Origin of the sequence: Deinococcus sp. KSM4-11 (assembly GCF_004801415.1) — a bacterium.
Taxonomy (GTDB): Bacteria; Deinococcota; Deinococci; order Deinococcales; family Deinococcaceae; genus Deinococcus.
In genome coordinates, this window is sequence record NZ_SSNX01000004.1 from 263,470 (window position 1) to 289,890 (window position 26,421).

The 26,421-nt window shown below is 67.5% G+C and carries 23 protein-coding genes and 1 tRNA gene; 17 read left to right on the forward strand and 7 right to left on the reverse strand.

Annotated features, from left to right (window positions below; all coding sequences use genetic code 11):
* Positions 1-155 precede the first annotated feature (155 nt).
* From E7T09_RS13510 to E7T09_RS13525, 4 genes are read left to right on the forward strand one after another with little or no spacing between them, the layout of a single operon-like run.
* Complete coding sequence (locus E7T09_RS13510; protein ID WP_136389710.1) at positions 156-593, forward strand: hypothetical protein; 438 nt, start codon at positions 156-158, stop codon at positions 591-593.
* Positions 590-1,030 (forward strand): NUDIX domain-containing protein, encoded by a 441-nt coding sequence (locus E7T09_RS13515; protein ID WP_136389711.1) that lies wholly within the window; start codon positions 590-592, stop codon positions 1,028-1,030. Before E7T09_RS13510 ends, E7T09_RS13515 begins: the two co-directional genes overlap by 4 nt.
* Positions 1,027-3,510 carry a phenylalanine--tRNA ligase subunit beta gene (locus E7T09_RS13520; protein WP_136389712.1) on the forward strand — a complete coding sequence of 828 codons (2,484 nt, stop codon included), beginning with the start codon at positions 1,027-1,029 and terminating at the stop codon, positions 3,508-3,510. The genes E7T09_RS13515 and E7T09_RS13520 overlap by 4 nt, the downstream gene beginning before the upstream one ends.
* Complete coding sequence (locus E7T09_RS13525; RefSeq protein ID WP_136389713.1) at positions 3,507-3,797, forward strand: PRC-barrel domain-containing protein; 291 nt, start codon at positions 3,507-3,509, stop codon at positions 3,795-3,797. Before E7T09_RS13520 ends, E7T09_RS13525 begins: the two co-directional genes overlap by 4 nt.
* Before the next feature lie 74 nt (positions 3,798-3,871).
* On the opposite strand, the gene E7T09_RS13530 is transcribed toward E7T09_RS13525, so the two are convergent.
* A complete protein-coding gene (locus E7T09_RS13530; protein ID WP_136389714.1) occupies positions 3,872-4,852 on the reverse strand; it encodes an NUDIX domain-containing protein in 981 nt (326 codons plus the stop codon).
* Between the two features lie 30 nt (positions 4,853-4,882).
* Between E7T09_RS13530 and E7T09_RS13535 the strand changes: the two genes are divergently transcribed.
* From E7T09_RS13535 to E7T09_RS13555, 5 genes are all read left to right on the forward strand, one after another.
* A complete protein-coding gene (locus E7T09_RS13535) occupies positions 4,883-5,602 on the forward strand; it encodes a 2-phosphosulfolactate phosphatase (RefSeq protein ID WP_136389715.1) in 720 nt (239 codons plus the stop codon).
* A gap of 98 nt (positions 5,603-5,700) precedes the next feature.
* Entirely contained in the window at positions 5,701-7,230 is a 1,530-nt protein-coding gene (locus E7T09_RS13540) for a DUF512 domain-containing protein (protein WP_168734846.1), read from the forward strand.
* 37 nt (positions 7,231-7,267) lie between these two features.
* Positions 7,268-7,489 (forward strand): hypothetical protein, encoded by a 222-nt coding sequence (locus E7T09_RS13545; RefSeq protein ID WP_136389716.1) that lies wholly within the window; start codon positions 7,268-7,270, stop codon positions 7,487-7,489.
* An 81-nt stretch (positions 7,490-7,570) separates the two neighbouring features.
* Positions 7,571-7,646: transfer RNA gene (locus E7T09_RS13550), tRNA-Trp, on the forward strand.
* Positions 7,647-7,906: 260 nt separating this feature from the next.
* Complete coding sequence (locus E7T09_RS13555) at positions 7,907-8,920, forward strand: Ig-like domain-containing protein (RefSeq protein ID WP_168734847.1); 1,014 nt, start codon at positions 7,907-7,909, stop codon at positions 8,918-8,920.
* Between the two features lie 281 nt (positions 8,921-9,201).
* Here E7T09_RS13555 and E7T09_RS13560 read toward each other — a convergent pair whose 3' ends face one another.
* Entirely contained in the window at positions 9,202-10,449 is a 1,248-nt protein-coding gene (locus E7T09_RS13560; protein ID WP_136389718.1) for an MFS transporter, read from the reverse strand.
* Between the two features lie 272 nt (positions 10,450-10,721).
* Between E7T09_RS13560 and E7T09_RS13565 the strand changes: the two genes are divergently transcribed.
* The 4 genes from E7T09_RS13565 (at position 10,722) to hpaI (ending at position 16,173) form a co-directional block, all read left to right on the forward strand.
* Entirely contained in the window at positions 10,722-11,564 is an 843-nt protein-coding gene (locus tag E7T09_RS13565) for a GNAT family N-acetyltransferase (protein ID WP_136389719.1), read from the forward strand.
* A gap of 649 nt (positions 11,565-12,213) precedes the next feature.
* Positions 12,214-14,235: an NPCBM/NEW2 domain-containing protein gene (locus E7T09_RS13570; protein WP_136389720.1), complete on the forward strand. Its 2,022-nt coding sequence runs from the start codon at positions 12,214-12,216 to the stop codon at positions 14,233-14,235.
* Between the two features lie 314 nt (positions 14,236-14,549).
* The gene (locus E7T09_RS13575; RefSeq protein ID WP_370293935.1) at positions 14,550-15,362 is read left to right on the forward strand and encodes an NAD-dependent epimerase/dehydratase family protein; all 813 of its coding nucleotides are present in this window, start codon (positions 14,550-14,552) and stop codon (positions 15,360-15,362) included.
* A gap of 4 nt (positions 15,363-15,366) precedes the next feature.
* The gene (gene hpaI, locus E7T09_RS13580; RefSeq protein WP_136389722.1) at positions 15,367-16,173 is read left to right on the forward strand and encodes a 4-hydroxy-2-oxoheptanedioate aldolase; all 807 of its coding nucleotides are present in this window, start codon (positions 15,367-15,369) and stop codon (positions 16,171-16,173) included.
* Positions 16,174-16,185: 12 nt separating this feature from the next.
* Here the strand turns inward: hpaI and E7T09_RS13585 are convergent, their stop codons facing one another.
* Together E7T09_RS13585 and E7T09_RS13590 are read right to left on the reverse strand one after the other, a co-directional pair.
* Positions 16,186-16,872 (reverse strand): IPT/TIG domain-containing protein, encoded by a 687-nt coding sequence (locus E7T09_RS13585; RefSeq protein ID WP_136389723.1) that lies wholly within the window; start codon positions 16,870-16,872, stop codon positions 16,186-16,188.
* 227 nt (positions 16,873-17,099) lie between these two features.
* On the reverse strand, positions 17,100-18,131 hold the full coding sequence (locus E7T09_RS13590) for a Sectered polysaccharide deacetylase (protein WP_136389724.1): 1,032 nt from the start codon (positions 18,129-18,131) through the stop codon (positions 17,100-17,102).
* Positions 18,132-18,286: 155 nt separating this feature from the next.
* On the opposite strand from E7T09_RS13590, the gene E7T09_RS13595 reads away from it, so the two are divergent.
* Positions 18,287-19,474, forward strand: a complete 1,188-nt coding sequence (locus E7T09_RS13595) for a glycosyltransferase family 4 protein (protein WP_136389725.1) — start codon at positions 18,287-18,289, stop codon at positions 19,472-19,474.
* Here the strand turns inward: E7T09_RS13595 and E7T09_RS13600 are convergent.
* Positions 19,410-20,108, reverse strand: a complete 699-nt coding sequence (locus tag E7T09_RS13600) for a glycosyltransferase family 2 protein (protein ID WP_136389726.1) — start codon at positions 20,106-20,108, stop codon at positions 19,410-19,412. The genes E7T09_RS13595 and E7T09_RS13600 overlap by 65 nt on opposite strands.
* A gap of 53 nt (positions 20,109-20,161) precedes the next feature.
* Here E7T09_RS13600 and E7T09_RS13605 point away from each other — a divergent pair, with 53 nt between their 5' ends.
* Together E7T09_RS13605 and E7T09_RS13610 are read left to right on the forward strand one after the other, a co-directional pair.
* Positions 20,162-21,415, forward strand: coding sequence for an MFS transporter (locus E7T09_RS13605; RefSeq protein ID WP_240741785.1), 1,254 nt, complete (start codon positions 20,162-20,164; stop codon positions 21,413-21,415).
* A gap of 15 nt (positions 21,416-21,430) precedes the next feature.
* Positions 21,431-22,132 (forward strand): polysaccharide deacetylase family protein, encoded by a 702-nt coding sequence (locus E7T09_RS13610; RefSeq protein WP_136389834.1) that lies wholly within the window; start codon positions 21,431-21,433, stop codon positions 22,130-22,132.
* 21 nt (positions 22,133-22,153) lie between these two features.
* Here E7T09_RS13610 and recR read toward each other — a convergent pair whose 3' ends face one another.
* Together recR and E7T09_RS13620 are read right to left on the reverse strand one after the other, a co-directional pair.
* Positions 22,154-22,762 (reverse strand): recombination mediator RecR, encoded by a 609-nt coding sequence (gene recR, locus E7T09_RS13615; protein ID WP_136389727.1) that lies wholly within the window; start codon positions 22,760-22,762, stop codon positions 22,154-22,156.
* A gap of 7 nt (positions 22,763-22,769) precedes the next feature.
* Positions 22,770-23,060 (reverse strand): YbaB/EbfC family nucleoid-associated protein, encoded by a 291-nt coding sequence (locus tag E7T09_RS13620; protein ID WP_136389728.1) that lies wholly within the window; start codon positions 23,058-23,060, stop codon positions 22,770-22,772.
* A gap of 278 nt (positions 23,061-23,338) precedes the next feature.
* On the opposite strand from E7T09_RS13620, the gene E7T09_RS13625 reads away from it, so the two are divergent.
* The gene (locus E7T09_RS13625; RefSeq protein WP_136389729.1) at positions 23,339-26,404 is read left to right on the forward strand and encodes a VWA domain-containing protein; all 3,066 of its coding nucleotides are present in this window, start codon (positions 23,339-23,341) and stop codon (positions 26,402-26,404) included.
* Positions 26,405-26,421 lie beyond the last annotated feature (17 nt).

The window sequence follows — 26,421 nt, forward strand, 5'->3', positions numbered from 1 at the left end:
AAAGGTTGGCCAGCTACAAGCCTGAACTTGCAATAATTGGAGTTCCTAATGATTCATTAGAATCACTGGCTACTTAAATAAGGGACGAGGTTTTTGCGATTGATTCGCTTGTGCTGTCTAACAAATTTCCCGCGTATTATCCAGATGCTGAATCTGTGTACGGCGAGCTTGCCCATATATTGACATTTGCTGAAAGGTATTTCGTCGAAATATATAGCGACGATTCAATGAATCACGCTGCGGTGCTGTCTGCTAATTACCTGTATTTTGTCTATACTCAGGATTCATACCTGAAAGCTATTGTTTCGGCTTCGCCCAGGCATGGGCCGAGTAAAGCAGTCTCTAAGTTTCTTACGACGGGTGAAGTGTGGGGTTTCAGGAATGCCTTTGCGCATGGACAATGGCGCTACGTAGGCAGTGGAAGACATCCAGATATTGAATATCGTGAGGACGGAAAAAAGGAAGGCAGAATTTTGATACTTACTCCAGAAAAGCTTCAACTATGGCATTGGCTCTCTAGAACTGTACTGGGCCTTTGGGCAGCGCGTATAGCGTATTTGAGGCAGCCTATTCAGCACCCAGGCCACTCATGAGCCTCCGTCCCCGCGCCGTCGGCATTCTTCTCAATGACCAGTCCGAGGTTCTGCTCATGCTGCGGCGCAAGCAGGGGCGCGAATACGCCACGTTGCCGGGCGGCGGCATCGAAGGCGAAGAGACGCCCGCCGAAGCCTGCGTCCGCGAACTGTTGGAAGAAGTGAACCTCTTCGTGGAGGTCGGGCCACTGGTGTACCGCCACCAGGGTCTGGGCAACGACGAGTTTTACTTTCAGGTGAACCACGTGTCGGGCGAGATGCGCCTCGGTGACGGGCCGGAAGCCATCCGGAGCAGTGAGGAGAACTGGTACTCACCCCAGTGGATCAGCGTAGACCGTCTGGACGAGGTCAACCTCGTGCCCCCTGAACTCCGGGACGTGGTACGAGAACTGGCGGAAGGCCGCTTCCCGACCGTATCGCAGAGGTATACACAATGAAAATCCCATACTCCTGGCTCAAAGAACTCGTTCCGAACCTCCCGCCCCTCTCGGAGCTGGAACCGACCTTCGCGCACCTGGGCCTGCCGCTGGAGGGCGTAGACGAGGTGGCCGCGCCACCGAGGGGTGTGCTGCTGGTCGCGGTGACGCGTGCTGAACCCATCGAGGGCACGCAGCTCACGAAGCTGACGCTGGATACCGGTTCGAACGGAGAACAGGTCATTGCCAGCGGAGCGCCGAACGCGGTGGGCCTGCCGGTGGGGACGATGGTGGCGCTCGTGTCGCCGGGCACGGAACTGGGGGGTATGACCTACGGCGTGCGGGCCATGCAGGGCGTGGAGTCGTGGGGGATGGCGGCCAGCGCGAAGGAACTGGGCCTGGGCGAGGGCGCGGCGGGGCTGATGCTGTTCCCCGCGAGCACGGCAACGCCGGGAACGCCGATGCGAGAACTGTGGCCGGACGACCACGTGCTCGATGTGGAGGTCACGCCGAACCGTGCGGACGTCCTGAGTGCGCTGGGCCTGGCGCGGGACCTGGCGGCCTTCCTGAAGCTGGTGTTGGTAGAACCGCCGGCTGGCCCGGCGGCGAGCGGGCCGGGGGAAATCAAGGTCACCCTCCCGCCGAAGGGCCTGACGCTAGAGCGTGATCCGTCCAGAAAGCTGCGCTTCGGCTGTGACCACTTCGCGGCGCGCACCGTGAGCGGCCTGACCAACGGCCCGGCGCCCCTGTGGATGCAGCGCCGCGTGACGCTGGCCGGAATGCGTCCGATTGACCTGATCGTGGACACCAGCAATTACGTGATGCTGGAACTTGGGCAGCCGACGGCGCTGTACGACCGGCGGGATGTGGCGGACGACCAGATCTTGGTGGCCTTCGGGCAGCGGCAGGGCGAGGTCGTGAAGGATCTGATGGGGGGCGTGCACACGGTCGGCGCAGAAGACCTGCTGATCCTGGGTGGCGACCAGCCAGAGATTTCCAGCGTGGCTGAGGCCTTCGCGGCGGCGGGGCAGCCGAAGGCGGGCGACACCGTGCTGGGCATCGCCGGTATCATGGGCGGCGACCACGGGCACGTGCGGGCCGACACGACGGCTGTGGTGATCGAGTCCGCGCACTTCGATCCCGTCCTGCTGCGCCGCACGAGCACCCGGCTGGGACTGAAGACGGACGCTGTGTACCGCTACGAGCGTGGCGTCGATCCCCTCCTCGCGCCAAAGGCGGCGGATCGGGTAGCGGCCCTGCTCGCCGAGGCCGGGCACGGCACCATCCATCCCGGCGCGACCGTCGTGGGCGAACCGGAGGTGCCCGGCACCATCGACACGACCGGCGATCAGATCCGCGCGCTGCTCGGCATGCACGTGGACACCGCCGAGATGCGCGACATCCTGACGCGTCTGGGCTGCACGGTCACGGGCGACGGCGACACGCTGCACGTCACGCCGCCGTCGTGGCGGGTGGACATGACCATCTGGCAGGATCTGGCCGAGGAGGTCGCGCGCCTGCATGGCTACGCGGAACTGCCGGAGTCTCTGCCCACGCTGCGCGTGCATCCCAGCAACATCGGTGCGGAACGCGAGGGCGTGGAACGCGCCACGCTGCGGCGCACGCTGGCCGGTCTGGGCTTCCAGGAGGTCGTGACCTATACCTTCACCAGCGACGAGGAAGCCGCCAGGGCCCGCACGGAGACGCCCACCGCCCGGCTGCGCAACCCGATGACCGCCGACCGCACCGGCCTGCGAACCGCGCTGTACCCGTCGCTGCTCAGGGCCGCGCAGGCGCACGCCAGGGGCGACCGTGTGCTGATCTTCGAGATGGGCCGCATCTTCCCGCAGAGCGGCGAGGCCGAACGCCTGGGCCTGCTGCTGCGCGGCGCGCTGGCCCCCAGCCCCAGCGCGCAACAGCCGGGCGTGGCCGGAGACTTCCGCGCCTTCAAGGGCCTTGTCGAGTCGCTGGCCGCCACTCTTGGCGCGGGCTTCGAACTCCGGCAATTGCGAGCCGACCGTGCGGATGGCAAGGGCGTGCCGGCCGCCCTGCACCCCGGCATTGCGGGCGAGGTCGTGTGGAACGGCGAGGTCATCGGCTGGATGGGTTCCCTGCATCCCGAGATCGCGCAGGAATTCGGCCTGAAGGGCGATACCTACGTGCTGGACGTGGCTCTGCCGCTGCCGGGCCGCGCGTGGGCATTCCGCGACCCCAGCCGCGCCCCCGCTGCGTGGCGGGATCTGGCCGTCGTGACCCCGCAGACCGTCAGTTACGGCGAGGTCGCCGCCCTGCTGCGCGAGGAAGGCGGCGAGATGCTGGAGTCCGTGGAACCCTTCGACGTGTATACCGGCGAGCAGATCGGCGAGGGCCAGCGCTCCGTGGCGGTGCACCTCGTGTTCCGCACGGCGAAGACCCTCACCGACGAGGAAGTCGATCCGGTGATGGACAGGGTGATGGCCGCCGTGCGGGCGCAGGGATGGGGGATTCGGGAGAAGGCGTGAAGCGCGTCATGGACTACACTCGGCTGTTTCCCAATCACGTTCAGGACGTGATCGGGTCTGATGTGGTCGATGTGGTAGGAAGCGCTGTGGGATGGGTTCAGGCCGTGTTGCTGGACGACACCACGCAGCAGAAGATCCGTTTTCTGGACGTCGCGACGCCGGACTCGCGCTTCGTGCCCGTGGATCTCCTCGCGTCCGTCGAGGACGGCGAGATCTCCGTGAACGCGAGCACCCGGCTGATCCAGACGGCACCCACGGTCGCTCCGGACGCGAACCTGCCCGAGTAGGCAGCCCTGTACCGGCATTACGGTCTGGTGCCTCACTGGGAGGCGGACAACATCTTCCCTGACTACCCGCAGGATCAGGACTGAGCGTTCCGCCACACGCGCAGGTTTGCCCGGATCAGCTCGCCGCTCAGTTCCTCGTCGTCCGGCAGTTCGTCGGCGTGGAACCAGCCGACACCAGGCACCTCGCCGTCCTGCGGGGTGAGGTCGCCGGTCACGCCGTGCGCGCGGTACAGCACCGACACGTTGTCCACGACGTCGCCGTTCGGGTAGGTGAAGCGGTAGTCAGGGCCAGCAAACATCTCCAGCGGCTCCAAGCGCGCGGCCTTCAAGCCAGTCTCCTCGAACAGTTCGCGGGCGGCGCACAGCTCGAAGCTCTCGCCGGGCTCCAGGCCCCCACCCGGCAGCGCCCATAGCCCCGTGGCGCCGTGCCGGAGCAGCAGCAGCCGATCCTGATCATCGGTCACGAGGACGTTCGCGCCCGGAGAAAACAGCGGGCGGGAGCCGATCAGCTTTCGCAGATCCATCAGGTGATTGCCAATCGGTGGCGGAGGTGGAGTCGGCACCAGCGGCAGGGGTGGCAGGCCCACGCGGGCGCGCAGGATGTTCATGCTTGTGCGGTTGGCGTTGCTGCTCAGTGGTGGCACGTTGTCGAGCGGCCACCAGCGAAGTTCCAGCGTTTCGCCGCTGTCGTCGGGCGCCGCCTGTGCCAGGGCAGAGGCGGGAAGATGCCCCTGGGCCCGCAGGCCGACGACGTAGATTTCATGGCCGTTCGGATACCGTCCGTGGAGTTCCGGACCGTCCTGGAGGCCGTCTGGCAGCGGAATGAGGGCCAGGTCGGGACAGCTCAGTCCGGTTTCTTCCAGCAGTTCACGGTGCGCGCCGGTCAGGAAGTCCTCGCCGGGTTCCAGGGCGCCGCCCGGTTCGCTCCACAGACCGTCGTCGCCCCGGCGTTGCAGCAGCACCCGCCCGGACTCGTCGTGGATGAACACGCCCACCGAGACGGCCAGCAGCGGCGCATTTCCCCAGACCTTGCGGAGTTCCATCAGCGACGACATGGCTGCACACTAGCGGCTACGCTGCGGGAGATGTTCGTCGACCAGTCGGCCTTCGAGGTGCGCTGCGAGTGGGGCGAGGCGGGCCTCCGCTTCCTGGCTCCGCTGGCAGACGCCGTGGTGATCGTGGACGTGCTTTCGTTCTCGACGTGCGTGGATGTGGCAGTGGCGCGCGGCGCGATGGTGCTTCCCTACCGCTGGCGGGACGATTCGGCGGTGGCCTTCGCGCAGCAGCAGGGCGCGCTGCTGGCGAGTTGGGAGCGTCGGTTGGCCGACGGATACTCGTTGTCGCCGTCGTCTCTGCGGTCAGTGCCAGTGGGGGAGAGGGTGGTGCTGCCCTCGCCCAATGGAGCGACCCTCTGTGTGGCGGCGGCCGAATTGGGCGTGTCCGTCTATGTCGCTTGCCTGCGCAATGCCGGGGCGGTGGGCGCCCACCTGCGCGGCGTGAAGCGCGTGCTGGTCGTGCCGGCCGGGGAACGCTGGCCGGACGGTACGCTGCGGCCCGCGCTGGAGGACTGGATCGGCGCGGGGGCCGTGATCGACGCGTTGGGCGGGCGGTCATCGCCCGAAGCGGAGGCTGCCGCCCAGGCCTTCCGGGCCGCACGCCCTGACCTTGCTCGCCTTGGCGCCGGGTGCAGTTCTGGCCGGGAACTGATCGAACGGGGCTTCGGGGCCGATGTCGACCTGGCCCTCCAGATGAACGTGAGCCCAGCCGTGCCCATGCTGAAGCGGGTGGCGCTCACCTCCGCCTGAGGGCGTGGGAATGGTGCGCCAGATGACGCACCGTGTCCACGGGTCTGGTATGGTGTCATGCTTGACCGGGGCCACGAGTGGGCTCCGCTGGGAGGTGCATGACCGTGACGGCCGCCGAGAACATCCAGGACACGCTGTACCCCGCTCCCATCAAATCGGTGGAGGCGGGCAGCGCGGCCGAGCGGGCGGGCGTGCGCCCCGGCGACGTCCTGCTGCGCGTGAACGGTGACGCCGTGACCGACGTGCTGGCCTACCGCCACGCGCTGTCGCAGGGAGCGGCCACCCTCGAGATTGCCCGCCCGGTGCAGGCCCCGCAGGTCATGACGGGCGTGCCGGGTACCGCCCAGGATCACCACCGCCTGTTCCTGCCGACCGCGCCCAGCCTGGATGAGACCTTCACCTTCACCGTCGAGTGGGAGGATCCGGGCTTGGAGTTCGAGGAAGTGCTGTTCGACGGCATCCGCAAGTGCGCGAACAAGTGCGACTTCTGCTACGTGCATCAGATGCCCCGGGGCTTCCGCAAGAGCCTGTACATCATGGACGACGACTTCCGCCTGTCGTTCCTGTACGGCTCGTTCGTGACCCTCACGAACCTGACGGAAACCGACATCCAGCGCATTCAGGACGAGAATCTCTCGCCGCTGTACGTGTCCGTGCACACGGCCAACCAGGATCTGCGGCAGGACATGATGAAGTGGTGGCGCCTGAAGGTAAAAGACCCGCAGGCCGTGCAGATCCGCAGCATGATTGAGCGCCTGACCGACATCGATCTGTACACGCAGATCGTGCTGGTGCCCGAGCGCAACGACGGCGATCACCTCGACGAGACTGTGGAGTACCTGTCCAGCCGCCCGAACGTGATCTCGGCGGCGGTCGTTCCCATTGGGCTCACATCTCACCGCACGAACCTGCCGGACGTCCGCACCTTCACGCGCGAGGAAGCGCAGGATTCGCTGCGCCGCCTGAACGTGTGGCGCAAGCAGTTCCTCGCGGAGCGCGGCACCCGATTCGTGTTCCCCTCTGACGAGCTGTACCTGCTGGCCGGCGAGCCCCTTCCCACCGAGGAGGAGTACGAGGGCTTCCCCATGCTCGAGAACGGCGTGGGCATGATCCGCGATTTCCTGACTGAGGGCCTGCCGGACCTGCCCGAAGCGCTGCCCGAACCCCGGACGGTCATCCTGGGCACGGGATCGCTGTTCGCGGAATCCCTCGATCGCGCGGTGGAGCCCCTGCGCGCCATCCAGGGCCTCACGCTGGAAGTGCGGGGCATAGAGAACAAGACCTTCGGCAAGGTCACGACCGTGGCGGGCCTGCTGACCGGCCGCTGCTTCCGGCACGCCATCACGCCCGGCGAGGCCCACCTGCTGATCGTGCCGCCCACCACCCTGCGCTACGGCACGGAACTGATGCTCGACGACACCAGTCTGGATGAACTGCGCCGTGAATTCCGCATGGACGTCCGCGCGGGCGGAGCCACGCTCGGTGAACTGGCCCGCGTGATCCTGCAGGGCGCGCAGAGCAGCGGTCACCAGTGGGGCATGAGCGCTCACGCCGTGAAGGACAGCGGCCAGGACGATGAACCCGCCGCGGCCCGGATCGCCGAACAGGGCATGCGCGGCCAGGCGTAACAGGAACCCCCAGCCCGCAGGCGCCGTATTCAGGGGTATGAGAGCCCTGTCCCTGATCTTCGGTATCCTCGCGGCCCTTGGCCTGATCCTGGGCGTGCTGCCTCTGTTCGGCTGGCTGAACTGGATCTTCGTACTGCCGCCCGCCCTGCTCGGCCTGATCTTCGGCGCGCTGGGGAAAGACCGCACGGCGACCACCCTGAGCGCCGTCGTGGCGGTGCTCGCGGCCCTGCGCCTGATGCTCGGCGGTGGCGTGCTCTAGGCGTGATGGCGTGTCTTGCACGCCCCCTGGGTGTCTGCTACTCTGCACAGGCTCAAGTGCGTCCGCGCCAGCAGCATCCCAGGGTCCTTAGCTCAGTTGGTAGAGCATCGGTCTCCAAAACCGAGGGTCGTAGGTTCAAGTCCTGCAGGGCCCGCCAGGAAAACCCCCGCCCAGCGCGGGGGTTTGCTTTATGCGTGGAGTTATCTGGCTCGGTTTTTGGACTGTTGGTGTAGGAGCGGCTCTGGCTCTGTATTGGGATGGCGTTCTTTCGGGTCACTGTCAAGCGTTGCCAGCAGAGCGTCAAGCTTCCGGATAAGCTGGAGCACGAAGCACCCATCTGGACTGTTCCCAGGACTGTGGAATGGCTGAGGCCGCAGGTCGCGACCGACATGAGATCCAATGCGAGGAGTGATCACGATGAAAGACGGACGCACGTCGGCACTGGTTCTGCTCCTCGCCCTCAGCCTGACCGCGTGTGGTGGGGGCACCCCTGGGCCCTCGGCTGGTGCGCCGGAACTCCTGGCCATCAGCCCCCCCAACGGTGCGGTGGGCGTGCACAAGGACACCAACATTGAACTGAGCTTCAACCAGCCCATGAACCACGCCTCGGTGGAGGCGGCCTACGTGTCGTTCTCCGAAGGGCTGCGCCGCGATCAGGTCACCTTCGTGTGGAATGCCAACAGTACGAAGGTCACCATCGATCCGAAAGTCGATCTCAAGTATGCCGATGGCACAGCGGCCCCCATCACCTACAGCTTCCTGGTCGGATCAAGTGCCGCAGATCAGGCCGGTGGCACCCTGAAAGAGACCGTGGCCAGCTTCAGGACGGCCCGGCAATTCACGGCTGTGCTCGGTAGCCAGGCGGCGCTGGACGGCTACACCTCCGGCCGCGACGCGCTGTATTCGAATGGAGTTGTTGGTGGCAACACCGCGCGGACGGGCGGCATGGGCGACATGGTGCCGGAGGGGGGAAGCGCCACGGTCTCCGTGCGGGCATTCTTCAGTTTTGACCTGTCTGGCCTGCCGCCGACCGTGGTTCCGGGGGATCTCTCGGCCGCCACCCTGGGTCTGGAGCAGGTTACCGTCTATCCGTCGAGCGCCTACGCGGACATGACCACTGCGGGCGAACAGCTGATCCTGGAACAGGTGAACTACGGGAACCAGCTGACCATCACGGATTTTGGCACTCCGGCGCTCAGTCTGGTCACTGCCGCCTTCTCCAAGGATGCGGCCCTGACACGGCGCTCAGCAGACGTCCTGACCCAGGTGAGGGACGACCTTGCGAACCGGGCGGCGCGTGGCGACCGCACCCAGTACCGGTTGCGATTTGCGAAGGATCAGCCGGAGGGCAGTTATGGCTTCGCCGACTTCGCGACGGCTGAGGGCGGTGCGCGTGCCCCCAGCCTAGAACTTAAATACCTGGCCCCGTGATCCTGGAATCGGTCGGCAGACTGCCAGGGCCGTAGGATCTCAGTTCATCGCTGCACGAACCCCTATCGGAGCCGGTAGCCGGTGGCGCCGCGTCGAACAGGTCGACCACCAGCGCCTACCGTTCGACAGACTGCTTGATTGTGCGGGGCATTACATCAGGTTGTCTTCCAGCAACACGGTCGTCCGGCGTGGACGCCCCCGAAAGAAGAAGTGCAACCAGCGCAGGGAGGGGAGGGGCATATTCCAATACCTTCCCTGCGTCGGTTGTCCTGAGTGGTCGTTCAGTCCGCCGCTTCCGTTCGCGGTTCCACGTTCGGCGTGCGGCTGCCGGTCAGCACGGCGAGGGCGAGAGCCACCACCACGGTGCCCGCTGCGAAGGTCGGAGTGCCACCGACCCGCGAGTACAACGTGCCCCCGATCAGTGGTCCTGCCACCTGCGCCAGCGACTGCACGCCCTGCGCACCCCCCTGCACGCGTCCCTGCGCATCCTCCGGTGCCGAGGCCGACAGCAGCGAGGCCAGCGTGGCGTTGAAGATGCCTTCACCCGACGCGAACAGGATCACGCCTATGTACAGCAGGGTCGGTAGCGCTGTGGTCGGCACCAGCGCCAGCAGGGCCATGCCCACCACTCCCATCGAGAGGCCGAGCTGCGACACCCGGCGGTCTCCGAGGCGCCTGAGCAGGATAGGCAGCAGCAGTCCCTGCGCCACGATGTCGCACACGCCCACCACCATGAAGACGGTGCTGACCTGGCCCGGCCCCCAGTGCAGACTGTCGCGGGCCATGATGGACAGCACCACCTGCATCAGCGAGAAGGGCAGGATGAACAGCACGCTCACCGTCACCAGGCGGCGAACGACGGGCAGTTCCAGCGCCCCCCGGAGCTGCGTGAGGGGGTTGAGGTGCGCGGCGTCGAAGTGCTTGGTGCGCCGCGCGGGGCTCAGGCTCTCGGGCAGGATAAAGTAGCCCCAGAGCAGGTTCAGGACGCTGACCAGCGCGGCGGCATAGAAGGGAGCACTCGGGCTGAGGTGTGACAGCAGCCCCCCAAGCGCTGGGCCGATGATGAAGCCAGCCCCCACGGTCGCGCCGATCTGCCCGAAGACCTTGCCGCGCTCCTCTTCGGGCGTGGTGTCGCCCACGTAGCCGAACAGCGCGCTCAGACCGCCGGCGGTCAGGCCGTCGATGCCCCGCCCGAGAAACAGCATCCACAGACTGCCCCCGATCCCGAAGATCACGTAGCCGATGGCGGAGCCGAACAGCGAGACCATCAGGACAGGCCGGCGGCCGTAGGCGTCGCTGAGTGCGCCGAGTACCGGCGAGGAGAAGAACGTGAGCAGGGCGTAGATGGCGGCCAGCCAGCCGATCACACTGGCCTGCTGGTGGATGTTGGGCACGTACTGGGCGACCACGAAGGGCAGCACCGGGAAGACCAGTGACATGCCCATGGAGAAGAGGAAGGCGGTGGCGAGCAGGAACAGGATGGGGGGGCGCTTGGGGACGGACAGAGTGGGAGCAGCAGGCTCAGTCATGACGTCACGATAGAGAAGTCACCCGTGCGGACGATTGTAGAAATGCGACAGGTGAACAGGGGCGGGCGGAACTCCCTTTCCGGCCTGACGAATACCGAGCAGCTTGAGGTCTGAGCCCGGCCGGAGGACGTCCTATAGCCCACCCAGTTTTCCAGGGTCGGGCGGCAGGCGGCCGGGATCCCTAGCAGGAGAGGAAAACCAGCATCCCCTCACCGGGACGTCGTTCCCTGCTCTGCGGCTGGCGTGCTCAGGATTTGTGAATAAGCTGGAGCATGACACACGTCATTCCTTCCGGGGGGCTGACTCCACAGACGCTGGAACTGCTGGAACGACAGGTTCTGACTGAATTGTCGGACGGTTTGACGCCAGCGGATCGGGACGCACTGGGCCTGTTCGTCCACGATCTGCCCGGCGCATTCCTGGTGACATTAACCCGGTATCCGCAGGTGCTGGATTTCAACCGCACGATCAATCTGGGCGTCACCGAACCGGCAACGGATGAGGCCATCGAGGGCCTACGGACGAGGGCACGGGCCCTGGGGCTGCCAAACGTGATGGTCGGACTCGTGCCGGGCGTGCAGCCGGACGACCTGGGGAACCGACTGCTGGGCCTTGGGGCACGACCAGCTCGCGCATGGATGCAGGTCTGGCGGGAGGCGGCGTCTGTGCCCCAGGCGTCACCGGACGTGCAGGTGCGGCAGGTCATGCCGGACGAGTATGCGACGTTCGGGTCGGTCATGCTCCGTGGGTTCTCCATGCCTCCGGATCTTGAACCCATGACCCGCGCCGTTTCTGGTCGGCCCGGCTGGACGGACTACCTTGCCTGGATCGGTGGAGTCGCTGTGGCGTGTGCCAGCCTGTACGTTCACGGGGGGTATGGGTGGCTCGGGAATGCCACCACGCTGCCCGAATGGCGTCGGCACGGCGCACAGTCGGCGCTGATCACACGCCGGATCACGGATGCCGCGCGGGCGGGGGCACATACGGTGTTCACGCAGGTGGCGGAGGAAGTGCCCGACAAGCCCAATCCGAGTGAGCACAACATGCGCCGTGCCGGGTTCCGCACGGCCTACCGTCGGGATCACCTGATCCTGCCCACGGGTCTGGTTCACTGACAGGGCCACCTTCGTGCCGGTTCAGGGCAGAGTGACGGCCGCTCGGTCAGGGCTGCATGAGGAGGGAGTGAACTTCTCTGAGGCTCTTCCGTGAATGTGACACAGGTCGCCTCGTTGGCTTGAGGTCTGAACAGGTAGCGCGTGGCGGATTGGGATGGGAGGGCGGCCTTCTCATGAATGGGCAGGTAAATTGTCTTGGCACTGGTCTGGGGAGTCGTTCTCCCTATCGGACGGGTCTGATCCGAATCTGATGTCTAGACAGGATGTCTAAATGGAAATCATCCTTTTATCCGATGACAGCGAAGAGTTTATGAAGGAATTAACCACTGGTCTCGGAGGTCATGAGAGTCGGCCACGTGAGAAAGCGATTTCATGACCGGGCAATGTTAAACGATTTTATGCGTTGATCACGCCGAATCTGACAGCCTGAGCAGGCTCACCTTTACTCACAAGTAACAAACCTCACATGATGGCGTACACCTGACTTTCATAACGTTTGGTTAACTTAAGTCCAGAGGCATATGCACGGCCGCTGACGAGCCCCGGCCACCAACGTCCCCCCCTCCCCCAAACCAGCGTACGAATCCCCCGAAGCGCGTCCGCTTCCAGGGCCGTCGCCCTATCGCAGATCACTTCCCGAGGACATCACATGACCCACTTCCCCCCTGCCCGCTTCCGCACCGCCGCCCTCCTCCTGATCCCCCTGGCCCTGGCCGCCTGCTCGCAGTCGCCCAGCACCCCAGAGGGATCCGCCGTGAACGGTGGTCAAGGCCGACTGGCAGACGGGGTGGGCGCGCCCTGGGTGGCCCCCGCCACCACCGGCACCCTGAAGGCCATGGCGCTCTCGTCCGGCGACAACCAGCTGTCCAGCCAGACCTGGACGTCCGCCACCAACGGCTGGGGCCCCGTGGAACTGAACAAGAGCAATGGCGAAAGTGGCAGCGGCGACGGCCGGACGCTGACCCTGGGCGGCAAGACCTACTCGACCGGGGTGGGCGTCCACGCCAACTCCACCATCACCTATGCCCTGGGCGGCCAGTGCAGCACCTTCGCCAGCGACATCGGCGTGGACGATGAAGTGGGCACCAGCGGCAGCGTTGTCTTCCAGGTCTGGGCCGACGGCACCAAGCTCTACGATTCCGGCACCATGACTGGTTCCAGCGCGACCAAGTCCGTCAGTGTCAGCGTCTCCGGCAAGAAGGAACTCAAGCTCGTGGTGACCGACGCCGGTGACGGCAACTCCTACGATCACGGCGACTGGGCCAACGCCCGCGTGACCAGTTGCGCCGCGTCCTCGACGTCTGGCGATCCCAGCGGCACCACCTACACCAAACTGGCCTCCGAGTACGGCGCCTTCACCGTCAGCGGCACCCAGACCGTCCGCTTCGGCGCGGACACCCGCTGGATCTACAAGTCGATCACGAACTCCGGCACCTGCACCAGTACCGCCTTCGGCAGCGACCCGGCCGTCGGGGCGTCCAAGAGCTGCTTCCTCGTTACCTACCCGTCCTCGACCCCGGCGCCCACCCCCACGCCGACGCCGACCCCCAGCGGCAACGTCACCTACAAGGGGCCGCTGGTCATCACGGTCGGTGGCACGTACACCGGCAACTACCAGAGCACCAACCCCAGCGTGCCGGCCATCACCGTCAAGACCACCGATCCCGTCATCATCGAAAATGCCAACGTCAAGGGCCCGGGTAACCTCATCAGCGGCTTCAAGATGAACCTGACCCTGCGCAACACCAAGGGCTACGGCGTCAACCCGAATGTCTCGGGCAAGGCCATGGGCCGCTTCCTGAACTCCGAGGACACCGTCAACCTCAACGTGTCCAACAACTACATGGAAGGCACCGGCGGCATCTACGTGCGCAACTTCATCGGCAACAGCGGCGCCGGCCAGACCATCAAGATCCTGCGCAACAGCGTCAAGAACATCGACGGCCGTCTCAGCAACGGCAGTGGCGGCTACCAGAATGCCTTCGTGCGCTACCAGTTCGTGCAGTTCAACAGCGTGCGGGGCCTGGTGAACGCGGAAATCGGCTGGAACCAGGTGATCAACGAACCCGGCAAAAGCGCGCTGGAAGAGAACATCAACATGTACCAGTCCACCGGCACCTCCGCGAGCCGCGTCAAGATCCACGACAACATCATCTGGGGCGCCTACGCCATCAACACCGCGACCGATTCCGGGTATGCCGGTGGCGGCATCCTGCTCGGCGACGGCAACGGCAGCACCATGAGCACCGCGGGCGGCTACTTCGAGGTGTACGGGAACACGATCATCAGCACCAGCAACCAGGGCATCGGGATCGCCGGGGGGCACGACCACAACGTGCACGACAACCGGGTGCTGTCGAGCGGGCTGCTGCCCAACGGCCAGAAGATCGCGGCGCAGAACATCGGCATCTACGTCTGGGATCAGCAGGGCTCCAAGGCAGGCGGCGTGTGGGTGAACAACACCGTGCACGACAACCAGATCGCCTGGATGCGCTACAGCAGCACGGGCACGCCCTCGCTGGCGAACACCTGGACGCCCGACTGCGTCTCGGGCTCCTGCTACAACAACACGACGCTCGTCAATCCGGCCACGCTGACGACCGAATCCTCGGAATACGCCCTGTGGCAGAGCAAGGCCAGTGCCGCCGGGCAGTCCATCGGCGCGAAGTAAGCCGCCGCACAGCAACACCCTGCGCGACGCCCGGCATCTGCCGGGCGTTGCTGTCTCGCGAAGGGCCGCAGCGACTCCGGTTCATCCACTCGTGACAATTCCACTCCGCCTGAATCCGGCTGCCGTTCCGCCATACGTTCCGGTCTTGTTGCGTGGCCAGGGCGCGGGCCACGTCGATCACGCTGACGGTACCGGGCGGATCGTTTCCACATCTTTCCCGCCCATATGGCTCCGTGCCCCCGCTGGAGGTGCCGCAGGCGCTCCGCACGCTACCGTGGAGGCCGGAACCGAGGTCGATGATGAATGAACCTGACGTGAAACGAATCCTGCTCACAGGCGCGGCCGGCGAGATCGGCTCGGCCCTTCGCGACGGCCTGCGCGCCTTCCTGCCGAATCCGCACACGACCCTGCGCCTGACGGACGTGCGTGACCTGGGCCCGGCGCGTGAGGGAGAAGAGGTCATGTTGGCCGACCTGACCGATTTTCAGGCAGTGCGTGGCGTGATGGACGGCGTGGACGCCGTGATCCACCTGGGCGGCATCCCGAACGAGCACACCTACGAACATATCCGGGACGTGAACATCGACGGCACCTACCACGTGCTGGAGGCCGCGCGGCTCTCGGGCGTGCGCCGGGTGGCGTTCGCGTCCAGCATCCACACGGTCGGGAATTACCCGCGTGAGGTGATCGGCACGGACGTTCCGGTGCGCCCGGACTCCTACTACGGAGTCAGTAAGGTCTTCGGCGAGGCGCTGGGCCGCATGTACGTCGACCGCTCCTACCTGGAGTTCGTGGGCGTGCGGATCTGCTCGTTCCAGGCGCAGCCGCAGGATGCCCGGCACCTGTCCACCTGGCTCTCTCCGAGGGACGCGGCCCAGCTGTTTGCCCGCGCGGTCACGGCTCCGGGGGTGGCGTACCTGATCGTGGCGGGCATCAGCGGCAACACCCGTCGCTGGATGAGTCCCGAGGGCTGGGACATCCTCGGGTACGTGCCACAGGACGATGCGGAGGTGTACGCCGCGCAGGTTCAGGATCTTCACGGCAATCCGGCGGACGTGACCGAGCAGCGTCAGGGCGGCATCTTCGTCGATCCCGCCTACATCGGTCTGGCCGGGAAGGAACCGTGAACCGATGACGCCGCCCAGCCTCTCCAATCCTCTCAAGGTGGCCCTCGCCACCGGGAACGCGCAGATCGGGTTGTGGGTGGGCCTGGCCGACCCGTACAGTGCCGAGATCTGCGCCGGGGCAGGCTTCGACTGGCTGCTCATCGACGGCGAGCACGCGCCGAACGACGTCCGCAGCATGCTGGCGCAGGTGCAGGCCCTGGCCGCATACCCGGTCGCGCCGGTCGTGCGCCCCCCGGTCGGAGACACCCACCTGATCAAGCAGTACCTCGACCTGGGCGTGCAGTCCCTGCTGATCCCCATGGTCGAGAGCGCCGGGCAGGCCCGCGCGCTGGTCGCCGCGACCCGCTACCCGCCGCGTGGCGTGCGCGGTGTGGGCAGCGCCCTGGCCCGTGCCTCGCGCTGGAACCGCGTGCCAGACTATGTGCATCACGCCGACGAGCACATCTGCCTGCTCGTGCAGGTGGAATCCGCCGCCGGGCTCGCCGCCCTGGACGAGATCCTGGCGGTCGAGGGCGTGGACGGCGTGTTCATCGGCCCGGCCGACCTGAGCGCCAGCCTGGGGCAGCTCGGTCACCCGGAGCATCCGGACGTGGTGGCAGCCATCGACGACGCCATCCGCCGGATTGTCGCCAGCGGGAAGGCGGCGGGCATCCTCAGCACCGACGAGACGCAGGCCCGAGGCTACCTGGCGGCGGGCTGCACCTTCGTCGCGGTGGGCGTGGACGCCACGTTGCTGGCCCGCGTCACGCAGGAACTCGCGGCGCGCTTCGGACGAGGTGAAACCACACGGGATACCCGCGGCGGTTACTGACGGCCCAGCCGCTCAGGGCATATACGAGAAGGGAATCGCCTCACTGGTGCTGAAGGTGTAACAGCTGTCGATCGGGCACCGGAACGTCACGTCCACGAAGCCGCTCCCACCCGGCGATACGGCCGTGATGGTGTCCCCGTTCCGCTGCACCTTCGTGGCCTTGACGGTGCCGAAGTACACGTCGGGTACCTCAAAGTCCGCTTGATCGACCGGCGAGAAGTTGAGATCGCCGTCGTAGGTGAAGGTCACGGTCGTGCCGCCGGTTGCCGGGCCAGAGGTGGGCGTCAGGGCCAGCAGGCGCACCAGCGGCCGGGGCAGGCCCTGTAGGAACGTGTAGATCCCGGCGTTCACCTTGCCGTCCGGGGTGCTCACGATGATCGGCGTGCGGCCCGCGTCATTGGTCGGCGCCACCACCGTGATGCGGGTGCCGTCGGCATTGACGTGCAGGTCGCTGCCCGGCCCGATCAGCCCGAAGGTCACGCTGGCCTGCTGCAGGTGAGAGCCGTTGATCGTCACGGTGGTCGGCTGGGGCCTGTCCTGATCGCCCAGTTCCATGTTTCCAGAGAGCGACGTGACAACCGGGCGGTTGCCTGATACGGGAGCCGGCGTGGTGGTGGTGGAGCTCGCACACGCAGACAGGACGGCCGCGAGCAGGGTCGAACCCACAAGGGAGGACAGGGGATGAGGGAAACGAAGCATGAATCCTCCAGTGCCGATCAGCCCGGCAGGGATGTACGTCAGGCGGCCTCCGACTGTGCTGCACCTTCAACTTGGTGCGACCTCCGGCTCCGACCACGCAGAAGCACCGCTGTCTTCATGGAAGGGGCTGCCTGCGCTTTTCTGTGCTGCGCAAAGCATAAACGGCGTTCCCTGCGAAGAATGAGCTGGGCATGAACGCTCTCACGTGAGGGGCTGACAGCCTGCGCTCAGCCGAATCGCCGGACGAACTCCTCCCTGGGCATCCACGCCATCTTCGGCGCCTTCACGCTGGGTGGCCGCACGGTGCCATGCACCAGGCGCAGCACGCGGAATCCCAGACCGTACAGCCGGGCACGAGCGGGTGGCAGGTCGAGCAGCGTGAACCCGGCCTGTTCCAGCGGCCCGTAGAACAGCGTCACCGCGAACACGGCCTGCGCCGCCGCCAGTTCCGGGCGCTCGCGCAGGGCCACCCCCACATCCTTCAGGCTGCGCTGGTATGCGCGGTACGTGCCGAGCTGGCTGCGGGTGGCCAGACTCACCAGCCGCGCGGAGTCCAGGTGCAGTTCGGCGGTGGGCGTGTTCCTGGGCAGGGGCAACGGAGCGGGGGCGTCGGGCAGGGGGGCCACGCGCATGACCGCGTCCGGCCGGGACGTCAGGTCGATGACGTGATGGGCCTGCGTGAAGTTCGCCTCGACCGTCTGGCCGTAGGTGTACACCAGCAGGTCTCGCAGGGTCGCGCGGCGCAGGCCGGGCAGGTCGCGCACCGGCAGGGGCCGGTACCCCCGCGCCTTCAGATCGGCCAGCGTGGTCGTCAGATCCTCCGGCTGGATGCGGAGGGTGCGGCCAGGCTGCGCTTGCTCGCCGGGTACGGGCAGCGGATTCACCCCCCGGTCACGCAGCGTCCGCAGGTCGCGGTGGCTGAGGTTCAGCGTCGTGGCATCCCAGCTCTGCACTGGCTGCCCTACGGCGATGTCCAGGGCTCCCAGAGGGGTGGGTGGCCCCGCTCCCGCGACTTCATGCCCCGCTCGGGTGGCCCGATGTAGCGCGTCCGTCCAGGCGGCCGCCTGTGCGGCGGGAATGATCAGCGTGGCCCGCGTGCTCCCCAGGGTCGCCAGGACACGCTCCAAGGTGGGGAGATCATCGACGGGGAGCGTGAGGCCGATCTCGGGGCCGCCCGTGCCGCCCTGCCACGCGCCGTACGCGCCGGCCCTCAGCAGGGCGCGGTGCACCCGGCGGGCTGGGAACAGTGGCGCGGCCATGCGCGGACTCTAGCGGGTTTCCCAGCGCCACACGCCGGGTCACGCCCTGATCCCAAAGTCAGGCGACACTCTCATGCCCGGCGTCGTATGCTCTGTAGCGCGATGCTTCACGAATCCTTGAACATTCAGAAGCGGGGCCCGTCCGGCGGGCAAAAATGAGGCCACTGCGCATCGGGCTGTTCACGGACACGTTCCTGCCGGATCAGAACGGCATCGTGACCAGTGTCGGCCTGCTCAGTGACGAACTGCGCAAACTCGGGCACCACGTGGACGTAGTCGCCCCGGACTTCCCGGAGCACGTGGATACCCGCCAGGACGTGCGGCGCGTGGAATCCATCCGATACATGTTCCTGCCCACCTACCGCCTGGCGTGGCCCACCCGCAAGGATTTCGAACAGAAGTACGACCTCGTGCACACGCACACGCCCCTCACGCTGGGTCTGGCCGGCATGCGCCTGGCCCGCAAGTGGGATGTGCCGCACGTTGCCACCTACCACACGCACATCGAGGCGTACACGCATTACGTACCGGGCCTCACGGCGGTGCAGCAGGCCACCGGGGTGGTCACGAAGGCCATGGGTCTGCTCTATGGCCGGGCGGCCGCCGTGATTGCCCCGACCGCCGGCATGCTGGATGTGCTGCGCGACATGAAGATCCGCAACCCCGTCGTGATTCCCACGTCCGTCGATCCGGCCGTGCTGGAGGCCGCGCCGCCCGTGGAGAGCCCCTGGCCGGACGGCATGCGGCGGTTGCTGAGCGTCGGGCGGCTCGCCAAGGAGAAACGCTTCGACCACGTGCTGGACACGGTGGCGGCCCTGCCGGACACGCATCTGGTGCTGCTCGGCGAGGGCCCGGAACGCGAACACCTCGAAGCGCACGCCCAGCGGCTGGGCATCGCGCACCGCGTGACCTTCCTGGGCGTGAAACCGTGGACGCAGATCGGCGCGTACTACCGCCTGGCCGAACTGTTCGTGTTCGCCAGCGACACCGAGACGCAGGGCCTGGTGTTGCAGGAAGCGCAGCTGATGGGCGTGCCGGTCGTCGCGGTGGGCGCGCGTGGCACCCTGAGCGGCGTGGCCCACGGCCGCAGCGGGTACCTCACCCTGCCGGGCGACGTGAATGCCATGGTCGCCTACACGCAGCGGCTGCTGGAGGATCCTGTCCTGTGGGCCCAGATGTCGGAGGCGGCGCGGGAGCACGGGCACACGACCACGCCCGCCGGTGTCGCGCAGCAGGTGCTGGGCGTGTACGCCGGGGCCCTGAACCTGCCGCGCGAGATCACTTTCCCGGTCGAGGCGGGAATGACGGGTCATCCGAGAAATACCCTCGTGTATGACCGGTGATGTTGCGGTAGTGCTGCCACAGGAACGGGAACAGCCCCCGATCCAGCCGGCGGGCGCTCGTCTCGACCAGGGCGCCCGGCACGTACACCACGGCGCCCAGCCGTGCCAGTTCCTGACCCAGGATGACGTCCTCGTAGGCTTCCACCACGGGATACCCGCCGGCCAGCAGGGCGGCTTCCCGCGAGAAGGCCATGTTCCCCGCTGCCAGGTTTGGCTTGCCGATCACGCGGCACACGTGCAGAAACGCGCTGTACGCTGCGCCGGACAGCTGCGACCATGCCGGCGCCACGCCGCAGAAGCGCATCGGGCCGTACAGGGCCACGCGGCCCGGTGTGGCCGCGTCCAGTCGTTCCAGCCACTGCGGACTGGGCAGCGAGTCGGCGTCTGTCGTGGCGATCCAAGCGCACGACGCGGCCAGCAGGCCCGCCTGCCGTGCGCGGGCCACGCCGCGTTCCGGACAGGGCACGACCCGCGCGCCCCACGCGTGCGCGACCTCGGCCGTGTCGTCCATGCTGCCGTTGTCCACCACGATCACCTCCGCTGGCGGGCGGGTCTGGCGACCCAATGCCTGCAGGGTCGCGGGCAGGTACGCCGCCTCGTTGCGGGCGGGGATGACGACGGAAAAGTCGGACACCCGCTCAGGCTAGCAGTTCTCACCCAGCGCACCGCGCGTCACAATGGAACGCTGTGACGCTCCGCGACCGCCTGAAACTGCCCCTGGCCCCCGGCACCCTGCCTGGACTGATCGCCGCCGTCGTCGCCCTCGGCGGCTCGGAGTTCGTGCGCAGCGGCCTGTATGGCGCGTACCTGCAGCAGGCCGCGCCTCACCTGCTGGGCCTGCCCAAGAAGGAGGCGGTCGCGGTGGCCGCGACCGCCTTCACGGTGCACTTCATCTCGGATACCGTGATGCGCTCCCCGGCAGGTGTTCTGATCGCCCGGCACGGCGCGCGCCCGGTGGCCCTGGTCGGCGCGATCCTGAGCCTGATCGCCATGACGCTGCTGCTGACCGTCACGCACAGCGTGTGGCTGCTGCTGCTGATCGCGGCGTTGCACGGCGTGGGCTTCAGCGCCATGTGGCCCACCCTGATGAACCTGACGGCCGAGGCCGCGCACGAGACGCACCAGGGCCGCACCCTGACGGCCGTGTCCATGGCCGTGACCCCCATGATCGGCCTGGGCGTGCTGCTGCTGGGCGCGCTGGGCGGCCGCCCCTACGGGCAGGTCATGGGGCTGGTCGTGGCCGTGCAGGCGCTCTCGCTGGCCGCCGCGTTCGCGCTGCCGGCCCGGCGTGGCCGCCGGGAACCCAGCCCGCAGCGCCCCCCGGCCCGCTCCCGCCTGAAGGTCGCCGCCCGCGCCCTGGCCCCGCTGATCCCGGCCGCGTTCATGCAGACCATGACCATGACCCTGCTGGGCCCGCTGCTGTTCACGCTGTACCCGGAACTGGGCCTGAGCTACTGGAGCATGGTGGCGGTGCTCGGTACCGGCGCGGTCGTGGCCTTTGCCAGCATGCCATTCACCGGCCGGATCGCAGATCGGGGCCGGGCACGGCTGGCCGTCATGCTGGGCTTCACGCTGCTGGCGCTGGGCCTTGGCGGCATCGCCACCACGCCGCCGCTGTGGGCGCTGTTCCCCCTGGCGGCCCTGGTGGGCGTGGGGTACGCCTTCATCGCGCCCGGCTGGGCGGCCCTGGTCGTCAGCCGCCTGCCCGAACGCGAGCGCCCGGCCGCGTGGGGCGCCCTGATGACCTTCGAGAACATCGGCACGTCCGTGGGCCCGCTGGTGGGTGCGTTCGCATACCGGCAACTGGGCACGCCCGGCCCCTTCGCGGTCGGGGCGGTGCTGGCGACCGTCACGGCGCTGGGCTACATCATCTTCCGGCAGGCCTTCAACCGCCCGGCGGAGACGGCGGCCGACGCGCCCCACCTGCCCGTGGAGTCCTGACCGACGGTGCCCCGGATGTGGTGGCAGGCGGCCGGAATCCTCCTCGGGGCCGTGCTGGGGGCCGAGGTGCTGGGCCGCGCTGCTGGTTGGGGTGCGCTGGGGGCCGGATCACGCGAGGGTCACCGCGTCGCCGTGACCTTCGACGATGGCCCCAGCGAACGAACTCCAGCGTTGCTGGCCGTGCTGGCCCGTCACGCCGTGAAGGCGACCTTTTTCGTGACCGCCCCCGCCAGCGAACGGTACCCGGCGCTGCTCCGTGCCCTCGGGGTCGCCGGGCATCAGGTCGAGGCGCACGGCCGCTGGCACCGGCACGCGCTGCTGCTGTCCCCGTGGCGCGAGTGGGCGCAGGTGCGCTGGCATCCCCGCGCGGGTGGGGCCGGGCCGCACCTCTACCGCCCGCCGTACGGGGGACACAGTCCCCTGACGCGCCTGTTCGCGCGGCTGAACCGCCGCCAGATTGCGCTGTGGGATGTCGAGGGCCGCGACTGGACGGCCGAGCAGGCCACCACGCTCGCGGCCCGGACGTTGGAACGCACTGAACCCGGCAGCGTCATCCTCCTCCATGACGGCCCCGGGGTCACGCCCGCACTGCTGGACGCGCTCCTGACCGGCCTTCGCGACCGTGGCCTGGAGGCGGTGACGCTCAATGACCTGCCCACGCGCCGCATCACGTTCTGGGCCGGACTGTGGCGGCTGGCGAGCAGTTACGGGGCCTGACCCCGGTTCGGGGCAGGGGGCTCAGCCCGGCGTGGGTTTGCTGACCCGCTGGCGGCCCGTCATGGCGCGGCCCAGGGTGACTTCATCCGCGTATTCTAGCGCGCCACCGACCGGCAGGCCGTACGCGATGCGGCTGACCAGTGCGCCCAGCGGTTCCAGCAGGCGTTGCAGGTACAGGGCGGTCGCGTCGCCCTCGACGGTCGTGCCGGTCGCCAGGATGATCTCCATGCCGTCCTGCACGCGGGGCAGGAGGGGCTTGATATGCAGCCGGTCCGGCCCGACGCCGTTCATGGGACTCAATACGCCGTGCAGGACGTGGTACAGGCCCCGGTACTCGCCGCTGCGCTCGATGGCCAGCACGTCGCCGGGCTCCTCGACCACGCAGATCACGCCCTGATCGCGGCTGGGATCGCTGCACACGTCACAGCGCTCGGCGTCCGTGATGTTGAAGCAGATGGGGCAGGAATGCAGGTCGCGTTTGGCCTCCAGCAGGGAGCTGGCCAGGCGTTCGATGTCCTCGCGCGGCTGCTCGAACAAGTGGAAGGCCAGCCGCTGCGCGCTCTTCGGGCCGATGCCGGGCAGGCGGGAGAGTTCGCGGATCAGGGCGACCAGGGAAGGGGGGTATTTCAAGCGGGCCTCAGAAGCCGGGGATGCCCAGGCCGCGGGTGGCGTCCTGCTGCAGGGCGTCCGCCTTGGCGCTGGCGTCCTGCACGGCCACCAGGATCAGGTCTTCGAGCGCTTCCACGTCGTCCGGATCGACCGCCTTGGGATCGATTTTCAGGGCGGTCAGCTTGCCGTGCCCGTTCATGGTCACGGTCACCAGCCCGCTGGCCGTGCCCTCCACGCTCTTGGCCGCCAGATCGTCCTGGATCTTCGCGGCGGCGGCCTGCGCCTGCTGCATCTGCTTCATCAGCTTCTTCATGTCCATAGTCCATCCATTGTAGCGGGGCCGCTTCGGCTGGAATGGAGCGCCGGTCATGGGCTGATCATGGGCGCTGGCCATGATGTGGTTCAGACCACTGTGGTGGAGCGTGGCGCCGGGGGGCGTCAGCAGGGCCCACCAGCTCAGTCCGGAGGAAGGAGGTCAAGGCACAGTCCGCCCAGATCGGCCCGTTCCCGTTCAGCCCAGTTCCCACGCCTGGCGGTTCACGCCAGTCGGGGCCATGCCCGCTGCGCCCAGCGCGGCCCGGACAGGAGGACTTCGCCATGCCTGCAACGCCATCCCGTCTCCGCCCGCCCCTGACCCTGACCCTGCTGCTCGGCGGCCTGTTCGGTGCGGGCGCGGCACGAGCCAATGCGGCCGAGGACGCCGTGCTGGCCAGCTTCCTGACCCAGCCGGTCTCCGGCCTGGGCGGCATGATGAGCCCGATGGCCTGGGGCTGCGGCGCCCTGTTCGGGATTCCCGATCCAGGTACCCAGACGATTCTGGACATGCACATGAACTGGCACTGCACCTACGACGACACCATCAACCCGGCGCTGGGCCGCTTCCCGAACGACGGCAACCGCTTCTTCGGCTTCCACCGGCAATTCCTGTACACCTTCAACACCTACCGGCAGGGTCAGGGTCTGCCGTTCGTGCAGACCTGGATGCCGTTCCCGAACGCGGTCATTCCGCTGGGGCACGGCAGCCGGCCCGACAACACGACCTGCCCGTCCACGCCGATTGCCACGACCGTCCCCATGCGCTGGAATATCGGCTGCACCAGCCTGCCGAACAGCCAGCGGCTGCCCGCGGCGGGCGGCACCCTGAACCCGGCCGTGACGACCATCGAGGACTACGGCAACGGGCTGGTGCCGTGGCACAACGGCGCGCACGTGGCCATGGCGAACTCCGGCTCGCCCAACGGCGCGTCCTGCGCCGGGGCGCGCGACATCGAGTGCGTAACCACCGCGCCGAAAGACCCGATGTTCTTCCGCTTCCACAACTTCGTGAACGACCTGCAAGATGAACTGCTGACCTACCAGGACACCGACGTGATGGTCGTGTTCGACAAGTCCGGGTCGATGAGCCTGCCCAACGGTACGGGCACCGATACCCGGCTGAACTCCGCCAAGGCGGCGGCCAGCCTGTTCGCCGACCTGTTGCGTGACGCCAGCAACAACCGCGTGGGCCTGCTGAGCTTCTCGACCGCCGCCAGCCCCAGTCCCGAGATGCCGCTCACCCTGGCGAGCAGCGCCCCGGCCGCCATGACCACGGCCTTGGCGGGCATCAGCGCGGGCGGCAGCACCAGCATCGGCGGGGGCCTGCTCGGCGCGGTCACGGCCCTGAATGCCAGCAGCAACCCGCACAAGGCCATCCTGCTGCTCACCGACGGCGTCGAGAACACCGCGCCCATGATCAGTGACGCGGTGGGCCGGGCGCCCACCCAGCTGAACGACACCCACGTCTGTGCGGTGGGCTTCGGCACCCCCGGCAGCCTGGACGGCCCCAAACTGCGGGATCTGGCCGAGCGCCAGGGCGGCGCGTACCGTTCGGACGCCGATCCGCTGACGCTCAAGAAGTACTTCGTGGAGTGCTTCGCGGATATCTTCGACACCTTCACCGGCAAGGATCCGATCGGAACCCTGGCGGCCGGGCAGCAGGGCAGCGCGCCCACCGTGCACGTGGCCAGCGGCGACGGCGAGGTCGTGTTCGTGTCGTCGTGGGATAAGCCGGTGCCTCCGGGCAGCCTGCGTCTGAGCGTCACCTCGCCCTCTGGCACGGCCGTAAACCTGAATTCGCCGGACGTGGAGAGCCGCTTTGGCCCGACGTGGCACATCGTGCGGATCCGGACGCCGTACCTGCAGGAGCGCGATGGCCGCTGGACCGCCCGACTGACCCGCCCCATGCGCTCGTTCGTGAACGGCTTCATGCCGGACGCCTTCCGGAATACGGCGGTGGGAACCGCCATCTACGGGCAGCAGCTGACCCAGCTGTGCGCCGACCCCTGCAAGCGCACGCTGTACTACGAGGAGGCCAGGCCCAGCCTGGTGCACGGCGGCCACAACAGCGCCCTGTACCCGGCGATGATCAATGCGAAGAAGGCGGGCATCACGCCGGTCATCGACCGGGTCGCCACGCCCGACGATTTCGCGGCGGCCCTGAAGCGCGGCGGGTACGACCTGATCGTGGCCAGTATCCTGCCGGACAGCCCCCGGCAGGCCTACGACGAGCTGCTGGGCAAGTGGGCCTGCACCGAGAAAGGCCCGAAGATCATCCTGAACGACGTCCGCAAGGAGGGCGGCGAGGTGGCCCTGCGCTGCCTGGGGGCGCTGCGGGCCGGAGCCGTGGGCGTGGACGTGATGAAGGGCGACGGCTCGGTGTTCAGCGGCAGCGTGGGCTTCGCCGCCATGTCCATGCCCGGCATGCCCGCCAGCACGGCGACCTTCCAGACCACCGGCGCCGCAGGTACGGGCACGCCCGGCGTCGCCCGGCCGGGCGCGGTGATCGTGTCGCGTTCGGCCGTGAACGCGAACAGCCCGGCCACCGCGCAGCGGTATTTCATCGAGTCCCTGGCCAGCGGTACGGCGCGCGTGCGGCCGTTCACATACCGCAGCCCCAACTACACCGGCGAATCTCTGCACCCGGCGTTCCATATTCCCGAGATCTACATTCCCATCGGCGGCTTCGACAAGGTCACGGCCACGGTCACGGTCACCCGGCCCCTGGAAAGCCAGAGCCGCATCCTGGCCCGCGCGGATCTGCGCGAGGGGGGCGGACTGTCGGGTGATCCGCTGAGCCTCCGCCAGGCGGCCGACCTGCGCACCAATCCCAAGCAGTCGGTCGGTGCCATCAAGACCGAGACCCTCACGTTCCCGCTGAACGACGCCGGCCAGGACGGCGACACCAGCGCCGACGACCGCTACTGGGAAGTGGCCCTGCCCGAGAAGATCGCCCAGTTCGACGGCGACTACACCTTCCATGCGTACTTCACCATCTGCCGGGGAACCCTGTGCTTCGACCGCGAGGCCCAGCAGACGGTGGTCGTGGATGCCAAGCCCGATCCGGCGGCCAGCAAGGTGCAGGTCACGCAGGCGGCCGGCGTGCAGGGTGTCGCCACGGTGCTGTACACGCCGCTGGACGCCTCCGGCCTGTCGCTCGGGCCGGATCGGCAGTCGCAGCTGCGGTTCACCGGCAGCAAGGGCGTGAGCGTCAAGGACGTCCGCAGCGTAGACGCGGCCGGTACCTACGCCATCACGGCCAGCTACGACCCGCTGAACACCAACCCGACCCTGAGCGTGGCCCCCTTCGGCCGACCGGGCGACGCCCTGGAGATCAAGCTGCGCTGAGCACCGCGCCGTGAGCG

What these genes read in the sequence shown, in the direction of transcription:
- E7T09_RS13515 (WP_136389711.1), top strand. Translation starts at nt 590, where the DNA reads ATGAGCCTCCGTCCCCGCGCCGTCGGCATTCTTCTCAATGACCAGTCC.
- E7T09_RS13520 (WP_136389712.1), top strand. Translation starts at nt 1,027, where the DNA reads ATGAAAATCCCATACTCCTGGCTCAAAGAACTCGTTCCGAACCTCCCG.
- E7T09_RS13530 (WP_136389714.1), bottom strand. Translation starts at nt 4,852, where the DNA reads ATGTCGTCGCTGATGGAACTCCGCAAGGTCTGGGGAAATGCGCCGCTG.
- E7T09_RS13535 (WP_136389715.1), top strand. Translation starts at nt 4,883, where the DNA reads ATGTTCGTCGACCAGTCGGCCTTCGAGGTGCGCTGCGAGTGGGGCGAG.
- E7T09_RS13540 (WP_168734846.1), top strand. Translation starts at nt 5,701, where the DNA reads ATGACCGTGACGGCCGCCGAGAACATCCAGGACACGCTGTACCCCGCT.
- E7T09_RS13545 (WP_136389716.1), top strand. Translation starts at nt 7,268, where the DNA reads ATGAGAGCCCTGTCCCTGATCTTCGGTATCCTCGCGGCCCTTGGCCTG.
- E7T09_RS13555 (WP_168734847.1), top strand. Translation starts at nt 7,907, where the DNA reads ATGAAAGACGGACGCACGTCGGCACTGGTTCTGCTCCTCGCCCTCAGC.
- E7T09_RS13560 (WP_136389718.1), bottom strand. Translation starts at nt 10,449, where the DNA reads ATGACTGAGCCTGCTGCTCCCACTCTGTCCGTCCCCAAGCGCCCCCCC.
- E7T09_RS13565 (WP_136389719.1), top strand. Translation starts at nt 10,722, where the DNA reads ATGACACACGTCATTCCTTCCGGGGGGCTGACTCCACAGACGCTGGAA.
- E7T09_RS13570 (WP_136389720.1), top strand. Translation starts at nt 12,214, where the DNA reads ATGACCCACTTCCCCCCTGCCCGCTTCCGCACCGCCGCCCTCCTCCTG.
- hpaI (WP_136389722.1), top strand. Translation starts at nt 15,367, where the DNA reads ATGACGCCGCCCAGCCTCTCCAATCCTCTCAAGGTGGCCCTCGCCACC.
- E7T09_RS13585 (WP_136389723.1), bottom strand. Translation starts at nt 16,872, where the DNA reads ATGCTTCGTTTCCCTCATCCCCTGTCCTCCCTTGTGGGTTCGACCCTG.
- E7T09_RS13590 (WP_136389724.1), bottom strand. Translation starts at nt 18,131, where the DNA reads ATGGCCGCGCCACTGTTCCCAGCCCGCCGGGTGCACCGCGCCCTGCTG.
- E7T09_RS13595 (WP_136389725.1), top strand. Translation starts at nt 18,287, where the DNA reads ATGAGGCCACTGCGCATCGGGCTGTTCACGGACACGTTCCTGCCGGAT.
- E7T09_RS13610 (WP_136389834.1), top strand. Translation starts at nt 21,431, where the DNA reads ATGTGGTGGCAGGCGGCCGGAATCCTCCTCGGGGCCGTGCTGGGGGCC.
- E7T09_RS13620 (WP_136389728.1), bottom strand. Translation starts at nt 23,060, where the DNA reads ATGGACATGAAGAAGCTGATGAAGCAGATGCAGCAGGCGCAGGCCGCC.
- E7T09_RS13625 (WP_136389729.1), top strand. Translation starts at nt 23,339, where the DNA reads ATGCCTGCAACGCCATCCCGTCTCCGCCCGCCCCTGACCCTGACCCTG.